16 protein-coding genes are annotated in these 16872 nt (G+C 72.9%); 6 read left to right on the plus strand and 10 right to left on the minus strand.

The window, feature by feature from the left end; all coding sequences use genetic code 11:
- Positions 1-63: 63 nt before the first annotated feature.
- The 6 genes from QSK03_RS08105 to QSK03_RS08130 all read right to left on the minus strand — a co-directional run bounded on the left by QSK03_RS08105 (position 64) and on the right by QSK03_RS08130 (position 5905).
- Positions 64-966, minus strand: a complete 903-nt coding sequence (locus tag QSK03_RS08105; RefSeq protein WP_285650242.1) for a type IV toxin-antitoxin system AbiEi family antitoxin domain-containing protein — start codon at positions 964-966, stop codon at positions 64-66.
- 144 nt (positions 967-1110) lie between these two features.
- Positions 1111-2172, minus strand: a complete 1062-nt coding sequence (locus tag QSK03_RS08110) for a 5-methyltetrahydropteroyltriglutamate--homocysteine methyltransferase (RefSeq protein WP_285650244.1) — start codon at positions 2170-2172, stop codon at positions 1111-1113.
- Entirely contained in the window at positions 2169-3044 is an 876-nt protein-coding gene (locus QSK03_RS08115; RefSeq protein WP_285650245.1) for a dioxygenase family protein, read from the minus strand. The genes QSK03_RS08110 and QSK03_RS08115 overlap by 4 nt, the downstream gene beginning before the upstream one ends.
- 13 nt (positions 3045-3057) lie before the next feature.
- On the minus strand, positions 3058-3873 hold the full coding sequence (locus tag QSK03_RS08120; protein ID WP_285650249.1) for a citryl-CoA lyase: 816 nt from the start codon (positions 3871-3873) through the stop codon (positions 3058-3060).
- Positions 3866-5020, minus strand: a complete 1155-nt coding sequence (locus QSK03_RS08125) for a CaiB/BaiF CoA transferase family protein (RefSeq protein ID WP_285650251.1) — start codon at positions 5018-5020, stop codon at positions 3866-3868. The genes QSK03_RS08120 and QSK03_RS08125 overlap by 8 nt, the downstream gene beginning before the upstream one ends.
- A 78-nt stretch (positions 5021-5098) precedes the next feature.
- Positions 5099-5905, minus strand: a complete 807-nt coding sequence (locus QSK03_RS08130; RefSeq protein WP_285650254.1) for an IclR family transcriptional regulator domain-containing protein — start codon at positions 5903-5905, stop codon at positions 5099-5101.
- A gap of 225 nt (positions 5906-6130) precedes the next feature.
- On the opposite strand from QSK03_RS08130, the gene QSK03_RS08135 reads away from it, so the two are divergent.
- The gene (locus QSK03_RS08135) at positions 6131-7558 is read left to right on the plus strand and encodes an amidohydrolase family protein (RefSeq protein ID WP_285650257.1); all 1428 of its coding nucleotides are present in this window, start codon (positions 6131-6133) and stop codon (positions 7556-7558) included.
- 198 nt (positions 7559-7756) lie between these two features.
- Here the strand turns inward: QSK03_RS08135 and QSK03_RS08140 are convergent, their stop codons facing one another.
- Entirely contained in the window at positions 7757-8917 is a 1161-nt protein-coding gene (locus QSK03_RS08140) for an FAD-dependent monooxygenase (RefSeq protein WP_285650260.1), read from the minus strand.
- A 186-nt stretch (positions 8918-9103) separates the two neighbouring features.
- Here QSK03_RS08140 and QSK03_RS08145 point away from each other — a divergent pair, with 186 nt between their 5' ends.
- The gene (locus QSK03_RS08145; protein ID WP_285650262.1) at positions 9104-10396 is read left to right on the plus strand and encodes an MSMEG_0569 family flavin-dependent oxidoreductase; all 1293 of its coding nucleotides are present in this window, start codon (positions 9104-9106) and stop codon (positions 10394-10396) included.
- 4 nt (positions 10397-10400) lie between these two features.
- Here the strand turns inward: QSK03_RS08145 and QSK03_RS08150 are convergent, their stop codons facing one another.
- Positions 10401-10799 (minus strand): VOC family protein, encoded by a 399-nt coding sequence (locus tag QSK03_RS08150; RefSeq protein ID WP_285650264.1) that lies wholly within the window; start codon positions 10797-10799, stop codon positions 10401-10403.
- Positions 10800-10887: 88 nt separating this feature from the next.
- Between QSK03_RS08150 and QSK03_RS08155 the strand changes: the two genes are divergently transcribed.
- Positions 10888-11631 carry a TetR/AcrR family transcriptional regulator gene (locus tag QSK03_RS08155; protein ID WP_285650267.1) on the plus strand — a complete coding sequence of 248 codons (744 nt, stop codon included), beginning with the start codon at positions 10888-10890 and terminating at the stop codon, positions 11629-11631.
- A 29-nt stretch (positions 11632-11660) separates the two neighbouring features.
- Here the strand turns inward: QSK03_RS08155 and QSK03_RS08160 are convergent, their stop codons facing one another.
- Together QSK03_RS08160 and QSK03_RS08165 are read right to left on the minus strand one after the other, a co-directional pair.
- On the minus strand, positions 11661-12896 hold the full coding sequence (locus QSK03_RS08160; RefSeq protein WP_285650268.1) for a fatty acid desaturase family protein: 1236 nt from the start codon (positions 12894-12896) through the stop codon (positions 11661-11663).
- Positions 12897-12941: 45 nt separating this feature from the next.
- Entirely contained in the window at positions 12942-14066 is a 1125-nt protein-coding gene (locus QSK03_RS08165) for a ferredoxin reductase (protein ID WP_285650271.1), read from the minus strand.
- Positions 14067-14235: 169 nt separating this feature from the next.
- Between QSK03_RS08165 and QSK03_RS08170 the strand changes: the two genes are divergently transcribed.
- The 3 genes from QSK03_RS08170 to QSK03_RS08180 are packed head-to-tail and all read left to right on the plus strand — an operon-like array spanning position 14236 to position 16843.
- The gene (locus QSK03_RS08170; protein ID WP_285650273.1) at positions 14236-15012 is read left to right on the plus strand and encodes a MerR family transcriptional regulator; all 777 of its coding nucleotides are present in this window, start codon (positions 14236-14238) and stop codon (positions 15010-15012) included.
- Complete coding sequence (locus QSK03_RS08175) at positions 15009-16025, plus strand: sigma-70 family RNA polymerase sigma factor (RefSeq protein ID WP_285650275.1); 1017 nt, start codon at positions 15009-15011, stop codon at positions 16023-16025. The genes QSK03_RS08170 and QSK03_RS08175 overlap by 4 nt, the downstream gene beginning before the upstream one ends.
- A complete protein-coding gene (locus QSK03_RS08180; RefSeq protein WP_285650278.1) occupies positions 16022-16843 on the plus strand; it encodes a class I SAM-dependent methyltransferase in 822 nt (273 codons plus the stop codon). Before QSK03_RS08175 ends, QSK03_RS08180 begins: the two co-directional genes overlap by 4 nt.
- The last annotated feature ends 29 nt before the right edge of the window (positions 16844-16872 follow it).

Below are 16872 nucleotides of genomic sequence, written 5' to 3' on the forward strand. Positions count from 1 at the left end.
CTGGTATCCCTCGCCTGGTGAGGGATACCAGCCAGTAGGCCGGGATCGTCGCCGGTCGCGGGCTCACGCGGCGGTGACGGCGTCGGCGGCGAGCATGCGGCGCACCACGTCGACCAGGTAGCCGGGCGTCTCCTGGAGGTCGTACCAGGACACGCGGATCACCCGCCAACCCCCGATGACGACCTCGTTCTGGCGCAGCCCGTCGCGCCGGAAGCGGTCGACGTCGCGGTGGAAGGCCCAGCCGTCGATCTCGATCGCGACGCGGTGCTGCGGGAACGCGATGTCGAGGACGACGCGACCGAAGCCCGGGAGGACCACCGGGAGGTTCGCCGTCCACCCGGTGACGCGAGCCCGCGTGAGGCGGCGGGCGGCATCGCGCTCCGCCTCCGACCGTGCCTCACCCTCGGCGAGCGCGACCAGCCGGCGCGCGAGCACGACGCCGTGTCGCTGCCCCATCTCCTCGAGCGCCTGGCGCAGCGACTCCACCGCCACGCGGTCCTGCTGGAGGGCCCGGTCGAGCAGACGGGCGCCTTCGACCAGCCCGAGCGACGTCGCCGCCTCGAGCGCGGCGGCGGCGCGGTGCGCGACCCACACGCCGTCGACCCTGACCCGGCCGGAGAGACCGATCGCCCGGCGCACCGTGCGGACCCCGGGAGGCGGGCAGTGCCCTCCGGCCGGTCCCACCGCGATCGCGATCGTCTCCACGGGGCGGTCGGTGAGGTTCCACCAGACGGCTGCTGCGTGGCCGATGAGGGTGGCCGCGTCGCCCGCCCAGAGCGCGGCGGCACGCAGGGTGGCGCGAGGGGTCAGGACGTGCGTGGCGGCGAGGTAGACGCGGGGACGGACGGCGAGCCACTCCCCGGACGCGACCCGCCGGTCGATGGCGGCGGGTGACATGCCGAGGTCGCGGGCCTGGTCGTGGCGGATCAAGCCGTCCTGCGTGCGGACGAGATCGAGGAGCTCCATACCGGGTTCGACGCAGCGACCCGGCCGCAGGCTCCATCGGCAGGGCGGGCCGGGAAACGGTCGGCGGTTACTGGCTGGTATCCCTCACTGAGCGAGGGATACCAGCCAGTAACCGCTCAACGCCAGCCGACGCCTCGCAAGCCCTCACGCCGGCGTCGGGACGCCCTCGCCACCCGAGCGGATCTCGGCCCGCAGGCGCTTCGCCGCGTCCGCGAGGGACCGCATCTTCCCGTACGCCGACTCCCGCGGCAGGTACTTCAGGCCGCAGTCGGGCGCGAGGACGAGCTTCTCGGGCGGGATGACGTCGAAGGCCCGCCGCGCCCGGGACGCGACGACGCCCGGGCTCTCGACGGCCGGATCCGAGAGGTCGAGCACGCCCAGGATGATCGTCTTGTCGGTGAGGTCGCTCAGCACGCCGAGGTCGAGGCCGGACTGCGCGGTCTCGATGGAGATCTGCTTGACCGGGCTGCCGGCGAGCTCGGGCAGGAACGAGTAGCCCTCGGGCCGCTCGTGGATGATCGCCGCGTAGCCGAAGCAGATGTGCACCGCGGTGGTGCCCGTGATGCCGTCGAGCGCGGCGTTCAGCGCCTCGAGCCCGTACGCGCGGGCGGCGTCGGGGCGAGCCTGCATGTACGGCTCGTCGATCTGCACGACGTCGGCGCCGGCGGCGAACAGGTCGCGTACCTCGGCGTTGACCGCCGCGGCGTAGGCCATCGCCGCCGCGCCCGGGTCGCCGTAGTGGTCGTCCTGGGCCTGCTGGGACATCGTGAACGGCCCCGGCACGGTCATCTTGATCGTGTGGTCGGTCGCCGACCGCAGGAAGTGCAGGTCGTCGAGCTGGATCGGCACGGAGCGCTCGATCGGCCCGGTGATCCGCGGGACCGGGTTGGGGTGCCCGCTGCGGTCGAGGGCGGTCCCCGGGTTGTCGACGTCGACGCCGCCCAGGGCCGTCGCGAAGTGGTTCGAGTAGCTCTCGCGCCGGATCTCGCCGTCGGTGACGATGTCGAGCCCGGCGCGCTCCTGCGCCCGGATCGCGAGCACGGTCGCGTCGTCCTGGGCCTGCTCGAGGAACTCCGGCGCCGGGCGCCACAGCTCCTTCGCGCGCACCCGGGGCGGGAACCGGTCGGCGAGCCGGGCCCGGTCGATGAGCCAGTCGGGCTGGGCGTAGCTGCCGACGAGCGAGGTCGGCAGGAGCGGGGCCGTCATGCGGGCTGGAGCACGAAGTCGTACCGCGCCTCGCACCAGGGCACGTCGCTGCGTCCGCCGTCGGGTGTCGGACCCGGTTCCCGCTCGACGAACGTGACCACCAGCTCGCGCTTGACGCCGAACACGACGTCGCTGTCGAGGTACTGCGCACCCTCCCGGAACAGGTGGGTGATCAGCGGCTCGTAGCCGGGCACGTTGAGCAGGAAGTGCACGTGCGCGGGCCGGTAGTGGCTGATGTCGGTCTGGTGGATGAGGTGCCCGACCGGCCCGTCCATGGGGATCGCGTAGCCGAGCGGCGCGATCGTGCGCACGCAGTACGTGCCGTCCTCGCGCGAGGTGTACTTGGCCCGCAGGCGCGCCTCGTCGACCGGGAGCTGCGACTCGTACGCGCCGTCGTCGTCGGCCTGCCACACGTCGAGCACCGCGCCGGGCACGGGCGCGCCGTCGAGCGAGCGCACCGTGCCGTGGACGTAGAGCGGCGTGCCCGAGATGCCCTCGGACATGTCGGCGCCGTACCCCAGCTCCGGCGAGCCCTCGATGTGGAACGGGCCGAGCACCGTCGCGGGCGTCGCGCCCTCGGCGAAGCGGTGGTTCTGCTGCACGACGAGCATGGAGAGCCCCAGCACGTCGGAGGCGAGGATGAACTCCTCGCGCTTGTCGTCGCTGATCTGGCCGGTGTCGGTGAGCCAGCGGATGGCCGCCATCCACTCGGCCTCGGTCAGCTGCGTCTCGCGCGCGAACGCGTGCAGGTGGCGGACGAGCGCGCTCATCAGCTCGGCGACCCGCGGGTCGTGTGCCGTTGACCACCGTTCGGCCGCGACGTCGGTGATCGTGTCCTCGGTGACGACGGTGGGGGTGACCGGGTGCGCCATCGCGCCCTCCTTGTTAGAGGCTGTCCTGGCCGACAGGTGGTGGCTCGTAGGGATCAGGATCGACCGGCCGGTTGTTGAGGTCCACCGACAGGAAGATGTCGTTCGCGACGGGGTGGCGCAGCTCCTCGGCGAGCTGGCCGATGAGCCCGGCGGTGCGGGCGAGCAGGGCGAACGCCCGCAGCAGCTCCAGCGGGAGGCCGAGGTCCGCCAGCGCCGCCCCGCACACCCCGGCGCCGTTGAGCGGCAGCGTCTTCCCGAGCACCTCCGGGTGAACCCGCCCGATCGCGGCGAAGAGCGCCAGGTGCGGGCCGGTGATCCCCTCCTCGGCGGCGATCGCCATGAGCCGCGGCGTGCGCGGGTCGCCGTCCTTGTGCACGTGGTGGCCCAGGCCCGGGACGAACTTCTTCGCCTCGCGCTGCCGCCGGACGGTCTCGAGCGCGAGCGCGTCCCAGCCGGCGTCGTCGGTCGGGAGCGCGCCGGCGTCCTCCAGCACGTCGTGCAGGAACCGCCCGCAGTCCTCGGTGACGCCGAGGAACCGCGACCCGCCCGCGAGCAGGCCCGCGGCGAGCGCGCCCTGCACCGAGTCGGGCGCGGAGAGGTGGGCCAGGCGGCTGATGATCGCGGTGGGCGTGTAGCCGTGGTCGGCCAGTGCCGCGAGCACCGCCTCGAACACGCGGGTCTCGCCGGGCGTCGGGCGGCGCTGGGTGGCCAGCCAGAACGCCAGCTCGCCGAAGCCGACCTCGCCCATGACGTCGTTCGCGAGGTCGTGCCCGAGCAGGGTGATCGCGTCCTTGGACGACGCGCCGAGCGCGGTGGGGTACTCAGGCATCGGACCCCAGCCACTTCCGCAGCTCGGCGCCGTGCTCGTCGCGCTCGGGCGGCGGCAGCTCGTAGGTCACCGGGGTGTCCGAGAAGCGGATCGGGTGGCGCGTCGTCGGCACCGCGCGGTCGCCCTCGCCCACCTCCACCACCGGCTCGAGCCCGAAGCGCTCGGCGATCGCGAAGCCGCCCGCGACGGAGTTGATCGGCCCGCACGGCACCCCGGCCGCGACGAGGAGGTCGAACCACTCCTCGGCGCCCTTGGCCGACAGAGCCTCGACGAGGATCGGCTTGAGCTCCTCGCGGTGCTCGGTGCGGTCGGCGTTGCGCAGGAAGCGCGGGTCGTCGGCGAGCTCGGGCAGGCCCAGGACGCCGACGAGCTTGCGGAACAGCCCGTCGTTGGCGGCGGCGATGACCATCGGGTTGTCCGCGGTCGGCAGCGGCTCGTAGGGCACGACGCTGGGGTGGGCGTTGCCCATCCGGGTCGGGACGACGCCTGCCGCGGCGTAGGCCGAGCTCTGGTTGACCATCCCCGACATCGCCGACGCGAGCAGGGAGAGCTCGACGTGCTGCCCCCGGCCGGTCGCGTCGCGGTGGCGCAGCGCCGCGAGGATGCCGATCAGCGCGTCCTTGCCCGCCATCACGTCGAAGATCGAGATGCCGGCGCGGTACGGCGGGCCGTCGGCGTCGCCGGTGAGGCTCATCAGGCCGGAGACGGCCTGGACCATGAGGTCGTAGCCCGGCACGTGCGCGCCCTTGGTCGAGCCGAAGCCGGAGATCGAGGCGTAGACGAGGCCGGGGTTGTCGGCGGCGACCGAGGCGTAGTCGAGGCCGTACTTCGCCATCCCGCCCGGACGGAGGTTCTCGATGAGGACGTCGGCACGGCGCGCGAGCTCCTTGGCGACGGCGACGTCGGCCTCGTCGCGCAGGTCGAGCGCGATCGAGCGCTTCCCGCGGTTGATCCCGAGGTAGTAGGTGGACGTCTCGTCGCGGGTCGGCGGCATCCACGTGCGGGTCTCGTCGCCCTGCGGTGACTCGACCTTCACGACCTCGGCGCCCAGGTCCGCCAGCAGCATCGTCGCGTACGGCCCCGCGAGGACCCGCGAGAAGTCGGCGACCAGCAACCCGGTCAGCGGCCCGCCTCCGGCCTCGGTCATGCACTCTCCTGTTCCGTCATGCGGACGACTGTCCGTCATCCGATCGAAGCCCTCCGTGGCCGTGGGTGTCAACCCGGGTCACGAGGCGGGCACGGTGACCTTCGGCAGCGTCGCCCGCTGCGCGAAGTCGGCGCTGATGTCCCCCGCCGCCTGGAGCAGCAGGGGCAGATGGTGCTCGAGCAGGTGGCCGACGGACGTCTCGGCGGCGTGGCAGTTGACGTTCACGCCGGCGATCACCCGGCCCTCGCCGTCGCGCAGCGGCGCGGCGACCGACCGGATGCCCGGCGCGAGCTGCTCGTCGGTGAGCGCCCACCCGCGGGCGCGGACCTCGCGCAGGGCGGCGTCCCGCTCGTCGCGGGAGGGCTGCCAGCGCGGGGTCAGGCCGGAGCGCGTCGGTTCCGCGAGGACGCGCTCGAGCTCGTCCGGCGGCAGGGCCGCGAGCTGGACCTTGCCGAGCGAGGTGGGCAGCGCCGGGAACCGCGTCCCGATCTGCACGGTCAGCGCGACGATCTTCGGGACGGCCACGCGGGCGACGTAGACGATGTCGGACCCGTCGAGCTGGGCGACCGAGCAGGACTCCCCCGTGCGCGCCACGAGCCGCTCGAGGTGCGGGCGCGCGACCTCCCACAGCCCGAGCGCGTCGACGTACGCGACGCCGAGCTCGAGCACCCGCGGCGTCAGCGTGAAGCCCCGCTCGCCGGCGCGGACGTAGCCGAGCTCGGTGAGCGTGAGCAGGATGCGCCGCGCCGTCGGGCGGGCGAGCCCGGTCGCCGCAGCGACCTCGGCGAGGGTCATCTCGGGGCGGGTGGCGCCGAAGGCCGCGATGACCTCCAGGCCGCGGGCCAGGGACTCGATGAAGTCCGGTCCCGCACCGTCGCGCGGCATCCGCCCACCGCCCTCCTGCACCCGTCGGACGTCCACGGCGTCCGGATCGCCGGGAGCGTAACCGCCGTGACCGCCTGGCGGACAGTTCCGGTCGCACCCGGTCAGCCTGGAGGTACCGACGGTTTCGTTGACAGCTACACCACCGCTGCACGACAGTGACCGCCATCATGTGACCGTCAGCCGGACGGTCGTCCGTACTTCTCTTCGAGGACGAGGAGCGTCTCCATGACCCAGTCCCCGGGCCCCGTCGTCCTGCGCGGCGGCACCGTGCTCACCGTCGACGGCGACCATTCCCTGCTCGAGGGTCACGACGTCCTGGTCGTCGACGGGCGGATCGCCGCCGTCGGCGTCGGCCTCGAGGTCCCGGAGGGCACCGAGGAGATCGACGCCACGGGCGGCGTCGTCATGCCCGGCATGATCGACACCCACCGCCACATGTGGCAGACCGCGCTGCGCGGCTACGGCGCCGACTGGACGCTGACCCAGTACTTCGTCTGGAACTACCTCGAGCACGGGCGGAAGTTCCGGCCCGAGGACATCCACGCCGGCGACCTGCTCGCGGCCCTCGAGGCGGTCGAGGCGGGCGTGACCACCTGCGTCGACTGGTCCCACAACCTGCAGACCCCCGACCACGCGAACGCGGCGATCGACGCCCTCGCCGCCGTGCCCGGCCGCTTCGTGCTGGCCTACGGCAACATCCAGGACGCGCCCGCCAACTGGACCGCCGACCGGGGGTTCCGCGACGTCCTCGAGCAGCGCCGCGGCGACGTCGACGGCTTCCAGCTCGCGTTCGACGTCACCGGCGACCCGACGTTCCCGGAGAAGCCGGCCTTCGAGGTCGCCCGCGAGCTCGGCCTGCCCGTGACCACCCACGCCGGCGTGTGGGGCGCGACGAACGACGACGGCATCCGCCTCATGCACGAGCACGGGTTCATGGGCCCGGAGACGATCTACGTCCACGCCGCGACGCTGTCGGCCGACTCCTACCACCGGATGGCGGCCACCGGCGGCTCGGTGTCGGTGTCGACCGAGAGCGAGCAGAGCGCGGGCCAGGGCTACCCGCCCTCCTGGGTGCTGCGCACGCACGCCATCCCGATGTCGCTGTCGATGGACACCTCGATGTGGTGGAGCGGCGACCTGTTCTCCGCCATGCGGTCCACGCTGTCCGCCGACCGCTCCCGCGAGCACCTCGAGGCCCACGCCAAGGGCGAGACCGTCACCCACCACGCCCTGCGCGCCGAGCACGTCGTCGACATGGCCACGATGGGCGGCGCCCGCGCCCTCGGCCGCGAGGCCGACCTCGGCAGCATCGAGGTGGGCAAGCAGGCCGACCTGGTGCTGATCCGCAACGAGCACTCGCCGGTCGGGTTCCCGGTCCTCAACCCCTACGGCCACGTCGTGTTCCAGGCCCAGCGCGGCGACGTCGAGGCCGTGCTGGTCGGCGGCCGCGTCGTCAAGCGCGACCACCGCCTCGTCGACGTCGACCTCGCCGCCGCCCGCCGCGCCGTCGAGCAGACCGTCGAGCACCTGCGCGGCGAGCTCGGCGAGGAGGCGTGGCAGCAGGGCATGAACCCCGACATCCCCGAGACCAAGGTCCTCGACAACCCGTACACCTACACCGACTACCGCTCCGCCGCGACGCACGGCGCCTGATCCCCCCTCGGCGCGCCGGCGGTTACCGCGGGGTGGAGCGAGGGTCACCTTCGCTGCATGGGACGCAGCCAGGGCGTCCCTCGGTCCAGCATTGTCGGGCGCGCCAGGTGGAGCGAAGGGCGCCTTCACTGCGTGGGACGCAGCCAGGGCGTCCCTCGGTCCGACGCGCTCCGTTGCTCCGTCGCCACGATGTGCGTCTCAGTCGGGGTCGACGCCGGCGTAGGCGTGCGCGAACCAGCGCCGCAGCAGGGGGTCGCGCCGCAGCGACGACACCCAGCCCTCGCGCAGGCCGAGACCGAAACCGTCGCGCTCGCCGTCGCCGCGCGGGGGTGCGCACATGATGTGCAGGAACCAGTCCGAGAACGCCTCCGTGCGCCAGATGGCGGGCAGCCGGGTCGCGCTGTAGTCCGCGACCCGGCTCGGGTCGCCCGCGTGCCGCTCGACGAGACCGTGGGCGAGCTCGAGCGCGTCGGCGATCGCGAGGTTCATCCCCTTGCCGCCCGCCTGCGTGATGAGGTGCGCCGCGTCGCCGACGAGGAACACGCGCCCGTGCTGCATCGGCGTCGTGACCCGCACCCGCAGGTCGATGACGTCGACCTCCGGCAGCTCCACGCCGCCGAGCGCGTCGCCGACGCCGAGCCGACGCCCGACCTCCCCACGCACCCGGGGTGCCGGCCAGTCGGCGGGCGACTCGTCGCGCGGGATCTCGAGGTAGAGCCGCGTGATCTCCGGCAGCCGGCGCATGTGGGCCGCGTAGCCGCGGGGGTGGACGGCGTAGATCGTGTGGTCGACCAGGGGCGGCATCGCCGCGCTGATCACCAGCATGCGCATCGGGTGCTGCCGCTCGTGCCGTGTCACGTGGCCCGCCAGCGATCGCGCGACCGCGCTGCCGGCGCCGTCGCACCCGACGACGACGTCGCCGGTGATCTCCTCCTGGTCGGTGACGACACGCGCACCGTCGGCGTCCTGCTCGACCCCGGTCACCCGCCGCTCGAAGAGCACCGTGCCGCCCGCGTCGCGGTACGAGGCGGCCAGGCGCGCCACCAGCTCGTGCTGGGGAAAGACCCAGTGCGGCCGCCCGCCGGTGATCTCGGCGTAGTCGACGAGCACGGACTCCTCGGCGGTGCGGAACTCGCAGCGCCGGTTGACGGCGGAGAACGGGAGCACCTCCGGCGCCAGCCCCTCGGCGGTGAGCAGCTCGACCGTGCGGTGCTCCACGATCCCGGCCTTCGGCAGCTTCCCCAGCTCCGCCGCCGGTTGCTGCTCGACCACGACCGTGTCGATCCCGGCCCGCTGCAGCAACCAAGCCAGCACCAGCCCCGCCGGCCCGGCACCCACGACGACGATCTCGGTCCGCACGGCCCCAGCTTCACCCGCGGCGAGCCGGGCGCGCAGCGCGGCTCCCGGTCGCCGGGAGACCGGCCGGCAGCGCGGCGCAGCGACCCGAGGAGTTACACGCGGCAACAACGGCGTAGTCCGGAGGCCATCACCCCGCAACGCACCCCGCCCATCGTGAGATCACAGCCGAGGGAGCGGGGAGCGATCATGGAGTTGTCGGGCGGGCACTGGCCGGTCGTCGTCGTGGGGGGCGGCCAGGCGGGGCTGTCGATGAGCCGGTGCCTGGGACGGCGCGGCATCGAGCACGTCGTGCTGGAGCGCTCCGAGGTCGCGCACTCGTGGAAGACCTACCGCTGGGACACGTTCTGCCTGGTCACGCCCAACTGGCAGTGCCAGCTGCCGGACTTCCCCTACGCCGGCGACGACCCGCACGGGTTCATGGTCCGCGACCAGATCGTCGACTACCTCGAGGCGTACCGGGCGTTCGTCGACCCGCCGATCGTCGAGGGCGTCGAGGTCACCCGGCTCACGCGCGACGACCGCGGCACCTACCACCTGCAGACGAGCGCCGGTGACCTCACCGCCGACCAGGTCGTCGTCGCGACCGGCGGATACCACACCCCGATCACGCCGCCGATGTCCGAGCCGCTGCCGGGCGGGATCACGCAGGTGCAGTCGCAGGACTACACGTCCGGCGCGCAGCTGCCGCCGGGCGAGGTGCTGGTGGTCGGGTCGGGGCAGTCCGGCGCCCAGATCGCCGAGGACCTGCACCTCGAGGGCCGCCAGGTCCACCTCGTCGTCGGTGACGCTCCCCGCGTCGCGCGCTTCTACCGTGGTCGGGACGTCACCGACTGGCTCGCCGAGATGGGCTACTACGACATGCCCGTCACCGAGCACCCGCGCCGCGAGGCCGTGCGGGCCCAGGCCAACCACTACGTGACGGGCCGCGACGGCGGCCGCGACATCGACCTGCGCAAGCACGCCGCGGACGGGATGGCGCTCTACGGCCTCATGACGGACCACCGCGACGGCGTGCTGTCGTTCAAGCCGGACCTCACCGAGCGGCTCGACCACGCGGACGAGGTGTCGGAGTCGATCAAGGACACGATCGACAAGTACATCGCCCGGGAGCAGGTCGACGCGCCCGTCGAGGAGCGCTACACGCCCGTGTGGACCCCCGGCGAGGAGACCACCGAGCTGCGCCTGGCCGACACGGGCATCACCTCGGTGGTCTGGTGCATCGGGTTCCGGCAGGACTTCCGCTGGGTCGAGGTCCCGGTGTTCACCGGGCGCGGCGCCCCGACCCACGCCCGCGGCGTCACCAGCGCGCCCGGCCTCTACTTCCTCGGCCTTCCGTGGCTGTGGACCTGGGGCTCGGGGCGCTTCTCCGGCGTCGGCCGCGACGCCGAGTACCTCGCCGAGCGCATCCGCTCCCAGCGCGGCCTCACCGGGACCGGCCCGCGCGGCGACGTCTGCAACGTGCTGGCGCTGGGCTCGTAGGGGCTCAGCCCATCGCCGACGGGTCCATCCAGACGACCTCCCAGACGTGGCCGTCCGGGTCGGCGAAGCTGCCGCCGTACATGAAGCCGTGGTCCTGGGCCGGCTTCCACTCCCGACCGCCGTTCGACAGCGCGGTGGACACCATCTGGTCGACCTCCTCGCGGCTGTCGGCCGAGAGCGCCAGCAGCACCTCGGTGGTCTTCTGTGCGTCCGCGACGTCGCCGACGACGAACTCCGCGAAGTGGTCGGGCGTCGCCAGCAGGACGGAGATGTTGTCGGCGATCGTCACCGCGAGGCTCTGCTCCCCGCTGAACGCCTCGTTGAACGAGAATCCGAGCTTGCCGAAGAAGTCGCGGGAGACGGCGACGTCGGCGACCTGCAGGTTCACGAACAGACTGCGCATGGTGGGTTCCCCCTCGGAAGTGGCGCTCTCTGCGTCCGACAGATACTGTTTACATGAGACACAGTAGAGCGGACAAGAGGGAAGCCCGATGACCCAGGACGGCACCGCCGGCGTCCTCCTCTGGCACCCGGCCCCGCCCCCGGCGCGCGGCCCGCGGCGCGGCGTCAGCCTCGCCGACATCGCCGGGGCCGCCATGGAGGTCGCCGACACCGAGGGCTTCGACGCGGTGTCGATGCAGAAGGTCGCGGCGCGGCTGCACCTGACCAAGATGGCGCTCTACCGGTACGTGTCCGGCAAGCCCGAGCTCACGGCGGTGATGCTCGACGAGGCGGTCGAGGAGCCGCCGGTGCTCACGGGCCCCTGGCGGGCCAGGGCCGAGGAGTTCGCCCGCCGACTGTCGGCCGTGTGGACCCGCCACCCCTGGATCCCGCAGAACACGGTCGGCGACCGGCTGATGGGCCCGCGCGAGGTCGGTTGGGTCGAGGCGGCCGTCGACATCTTCACCGGCACCGGCCTCGAGCCCGCCGAGCGCCTCGACGCGGCGTCGATGCTGTTCGGGCAGATGCGCGTCGTGCACTCCGCCGCCGCGTCCGGCACGCGCCCGTGGACGGTCGACGACGAGCACGACCCGCTCATGCGGCGCCTGCTCGGCGAACGGGCCGACCGCTATCCCGCGATGCTCGCCGCGATGGAGGCGACGCCGGACCGCCCCGCGGGCGACGTGACGACGACCTTCGGCCTGACCTGCCTGCTCGACGGCCTCGAACGCGTCATCGAGGCCCGCGCGGGGCGAGGTCAGCGAAGTGCCGTCACGGACACTCAGCGACAGTGACGGCACTTCGCTGACACACCGGGGAGCCTCTAGGCCGAGGGTGCGCCGGAGGGGTCCGGGTGGCCCGGGGTGTTGGCCGGCGCCGGCGGGGTCTGGGGGGTCTGCGGCGTCTGGTCACCCGTCGACGGCACCGCGCCGCGGTGGCGCGGGAGCCCGAGCGACTGGCGCTTCTGCGACGCCTCGCGCATCTTCTTGGCGGGCAGCGAGAGCCGCCAGATCGAGCGCGTGGCCTGCCAGAACTGCCGCGGGAACGACCCCGTGGTGTAGGGCAGCTCGTACTTCTCGCACAGCGCCCGGACGCGCTCCTGGATCTCCGGGTACCGGTTCGCCGGCAGGTCCGGGTACAGGTGGTGCTCGATCTGGTAGCCCAGGCTGCCGGACATCACGTGCATGAGCCGGTTGCCGGTGAAGTTCGCCGAGCCGAGCAGCTGGCGCAGGTACCACTCGCCCTGCGTCTCGTTCTCCAGCTCCTCCTCGGTGAACACCTCGGCGCCGTCCGGGAAGTGCCCGCAGAAGATGATCGCGTACGACCACACGTTGCGGATGAGGTTCGCGGTGAGGTTCGCGGTGGCCGTCGGCGCGAAGTTCTTGCCGGTCAGCGCCGGGAAGAGGATGTAGTCCTTCCCGACCTGGCGGGCCTGCTTGACCAGGATCCCCCGGAACTTCCGCTTGAACTCCTCCGGGTCCTCGAGCTGCCACTTGACGAGGCCGTCGATGTCGAGGTCGTGGAGCGAGACGCCGTACTCGAATGCCAGCATGAGCATGGCGTTCACGACCGGCTGGGTCAGGTAGTACGGGTGCCACGGCTGATCGGACCGGACGCGCAGGATCTCGTACCCGACGTCCTTGTCCTTGCCGATCACGTTCGTGTAGGTGTGGTGCAGGTAGTTGTGGGAGTGCTTCCACTGGTCGGCCGGGCAGACGTTGTCCCACTCCCACGTCGCCGAGTGGACCTCCGGATCGTTCATCCAGTCCCACTGGCCGTGCATGACGTTGTGGCCGATCTCCATGTTCTCGAGGATCTTGGCCACGGAGAGCGTCAGGGCACCGGCCCACCACAGCTCGCGCCGGTGGCTGCCGAACAGCATCGCCCGCGCGGCGACGTTCAGCCGCCGCTGGATGGTGATGAGGCGCCGGATGTAGGCGGCGTCCTCGTCTCCGAGCTTCTCCTCGAAGTCGGCGCGGATCTGGTCGAACTCGCGTCCGAGGGCCTCCACGTCGGCTTCGCTGAGGTGGGCGAACTCCTTGACGTCCGCGATGGCCATGGGCGTTCCTCCGTTGTCGGATCCGGGGGTCGAGCTGGACGTCGGCTAGACGTCGAGGACGACGTCGCCGGCGGCGGCGCCGATGCATGTCTGGATCTTGATGGCGTCCCAGTCGGCGCCACCGCTGCCGTCGGCCTTGTGCTCGGTGCCGTCGCGCAGGTCGCGCACGACGCCTTCGCGCAGCGGGACGACGCAGGTGTGGCAGATGCCCATCCGGCAGCCGAACGGGAGCTGCAGGCCGGCCTGCTCGCCGGCCTCGAGCAGCGTGGTCGCGCCGTCGATCTCGACCTCGACGTCGGACTGCGCGAAGCGGACCGTGCCGCCCTCGGTCTCGCCGCCGGCGAGGTCGACCGAGAAGCGCTCCAGGTGCAGCTGCTCCTCGAGACCCGCGTCGGTCCAGACGCGCTCGGCCTCGTCGAGCAGGGTGTTCGGCCCGCACACCCAGGCCTGGCGCTCGCGCCAGTCGGGGCAGAGGTCGGTGAGGTTCTCGAGGTCGAGGTGACCGTCGCTGCGGGTGTACTGCTTGTGCAGCCGCAGGTTCTCGTGCTTCTCCGCGAGCCGGTCGAGCTCCTCGCGGAAGATCAGGCTCTCCTCGTCGGGGGCCGAGTGCGCGACGAGGACGTCGGGCATCGTGCCGCGGCGGTCGAGCGTGCGCAGCATCGCCATGATCGGCGTGACGCCGCTGCCGCCGGTGAGGAAGAGGATCTTCTTGGGCGGCGGGTCGGGCAGGACGAACTCGCCGCGGGGCGGCGCCAGCCGGACGATCGTGCCGGGCTCGAGGCCCTCCACGAGGTGCTTCGACAGGAAGCCCTCGGGCATCGCCTTGACCGTCACCGACAGGTGGCCCTGGTCCTTCCGCGGTGGCGAGGTCAGCGAGTAGGACCGCCAGTGGAAGCGGCCGTCCACCGACACCGCGATGCCCACGTACTGCCCGGCCTGGTGGTCGAACGACCAGCCCCAGCCCGGCTTGATGACGAGGGTGACCGCGTCGCCGGTCTCGGGCACGACCTTGACGACCTTGCCCCGCAGCTCCCGCGCCGACCACAGCGGGTTGATCAGCGACAGGTAGTCGTCGGGCAGCAGGGGTGTGGTGAATCGGGAGGCGACCCTGCGCAGACGACGCACCCCACGGGGCAGTCGTCCAGGAGTGGTGCCCTCGGCATCGCTCACGGTGCTCACCTCCACGACACTACACGGAACCGGCAGTACCGGGAACCGTGAGTAACAGCAACGATACTGTCCGGCTCCGGATTGACCCAACGGGGACATCACGAAACACCGCCAGGTGTCATATGTCGCCCGGCGCTGTAACGAGCGTCGGACACTACGGTGGCGGTCCGTGGACACCGGGCACGCGATGACCATCGGGGTGCTCGCCCGGCGGGCGGGCATGACCGTGCGCAATGTCCGCGCGCACGCCGCCCGCGGCCTGCTCCCGCCCCCGCGCCTGCAGGGCCGCACCGGCTACTACGGCCCCGAGCACCTCGCCCGCCTCGACCTGATCACCCAGCTGCAGGACCAGGGCTTCGCGCTCGCGGCGATCGAGCGGCTGGTCGCCTCGACCCCGCGACAGTCGGCCGAGGAGGCGCTCTCGCAGTACCTGCACATGCTCGCGCCGTGGGCACCGGAGCCGGCGTTGGAGATGGGCGCCGCCGAGGTGCCCGGGTGGCTCGGCGTGGAGGTCACCGCACCGACGTGGGACGCCCTGTTCGCGGCGGGCCTGCTCCAGCGGCTCGACACCGATCGCGTGCGCATCCCGAACCCCGGTCTCGTGCGCGCCGGGGCGGAGGCCGTGCGCCTCGGGATGCCCGTGGAGGCGCTCGTGGTGATGCGCGAGGAGCTGACCACCCACGTCGGTGCGATCACGGCCCGGTTCGTCGACCTGTTCCGCCGCACGGTGTGGGCCGAGTACGCCGGCAACGGGTTCCCGGCGGACCGTCACGGTCAGGTCCGCGACGTCGTCGGCGCCCTGCAGCCGGTCGCCGCGCAGGCCCTGCTCGCGACGTTCCGGGAGTCCATGCCGGCGGCGATCTCGCTGTTCCTCGACGAGGTGTCGGACGCGTTCGAGAAGGAGGGACCCGGCCGGGGCGAGGGTCGGGCAGACTCGGACCGGTGAGCGAGACCACGGTCGCCCCCGACGTCGCGGACCTCGCGCGGGCCCGCGACGGCGACGACGCGGCGTTCGGCCGCCTCGTCGCGCCGCTGCGCCGGGAGCTGCACGCCCACTGCTACCGCATGCTCGGCTCGGCCCACGACGCCGACGACGCGCTGCAGGAGACGCTCGTGCGGGCCTGGCGCAAGCTCGCCGGCTTCGAGGGACGCAGCACGCTGCGCACCTGGCTCTACACGGTGGCCACCCGCATGTGCCTCGACCAGGTCGACGCCCGCGGCCGCCGCGCCCTGCCGATGGACCTCGGGCCCGCGAGCGAGCGGCCGGTGACCGGCGACGTCCCGCTCACCGAAGTCGCGTGGCTCGGCCCCTACCCCGACGAGCCCGGCGCCCGGGTCGAGGAGCGCGAGGCCGTCGAGCTCGCGTTCGTCGCGGCGCTGCAGCACCTGCCCGGCAACCAGCGCGCGGCGCTCGTGCTGTTCGAGGTGCTCGGCTTCTCGGCGGCCGAGATCGCCACGACCATGGACACCTCGACGGCGTCGGTGAACTCGGCGCTGCAGCGGGCGCGCAAGCTGGTCAGCGAGAAGGTGCCCGACCCCACCCAGCAGCGCACGCTGCGCGAGATCGACGACGCGCGGCTGCGCGAGGTCGTCGCCGGCTACTCCGCGGCCCTGGAACGGGGGGACGCCGACGCGCTCGTCGCCCTGCTGACCGAGGACGTCACCTGGTCCATGCCGCCGATGGGCCACTGGTACGCCGGGATCGAGCGCGTCGCGGCGTTCGCGCGGGCGGTGCCGCTGTCCGGCGACTGCGGCACGTGGCGCCACCTCGCCGTCACCGCCAACGGCCAGCCCGCCGTCGCCTCCTACCGGCGTCCGCCCGAGGAGCCCGACGACGCCCCGTGCCGGCCGTGGTCGATCGACGTCCTCACGCTGCGCGGCGAGCGGATCGCGGCCGTCACGTCGTTCATCGGCGCCGAGCACCACGCGGCGTTCGGCCTCCCGGACTCCCTGCCGTGACCGCGAACGCCGAGCAGCAGGAGGCCTGGAACGGGGCGACCGGCGCGATCTGGACCTCGTGGGCCGACCGCTTCGACGCGGGCGTCGCCGAGCACCACACCGCCTTCCTGGACGCCGCCGAGATCGCGCCGGCCGAGGCCGTCCTCGACGTCGGCTGCGGGGCCGGGCGCACCTCCCTCGACGCGGCCCGTGCCGCGGTCAACGGCCCGGTGACCGGCGTCGACATCGCCACCGGCCTGCTCACCATCGCCCGGCACCGCGCCGTCGAGGCCGGGGTCGGAAACGTCGTGTTCCGCGAGGCCGACGCCCAGACCCACCCGTTCCCGCCGGGCGACCTCGACGTCGTCGTGAGCCGCCACGGGAGCATGTTCTTCGCCGATCCCGTGGCCGCGTTCGCGAACCTCGCCACCGGCCTGCGCCACGGCGGGCGGCTCTGCCTGCTGACCTGGCAGGGCATCGAGCACCAGGAGTGGATGCGCGCGTTCCTCGCCGCCGCCGGTGTCCGGAACTCCCCGCCGACCGACGCCCCGAGCCCGCTGTCGCTGTCCGACCCCGCCCGCGTGCACCGGGTCCTCGGGGCCGCGGGCTTCGCCGACGTCACGCTCACGGCCCACCGGGCGCCGATGTGGTACGGCGCCGACACCGACGACGCGTTCGCCTTCGTCGCGGACCTGCAGGCGGGCCTGCTGGGCGACCTGCGCGCGGAGGACCGCGAGCGCATCCTCGCCGCGCTGCGCGCCGACGTCGCCGCGCACGAGGGCCCCGACGGCGTCACCTACGACTCCGCGACCTGGATCGTGCGGGCCCGCCGCCCGTGAGCGGCTGTTCGGCCCTCCCGATGACGCCG

Origin of the sequence: Actinomycetospora sp. NBRC 106375 (assembly GCF_030269665.1) — a bacterium.
Lineage (GTDB): Bacteria > Actinomycetota > Actinomycetes > Mycobacteriales > Pseudonocardiaceae > Actinomycetospora.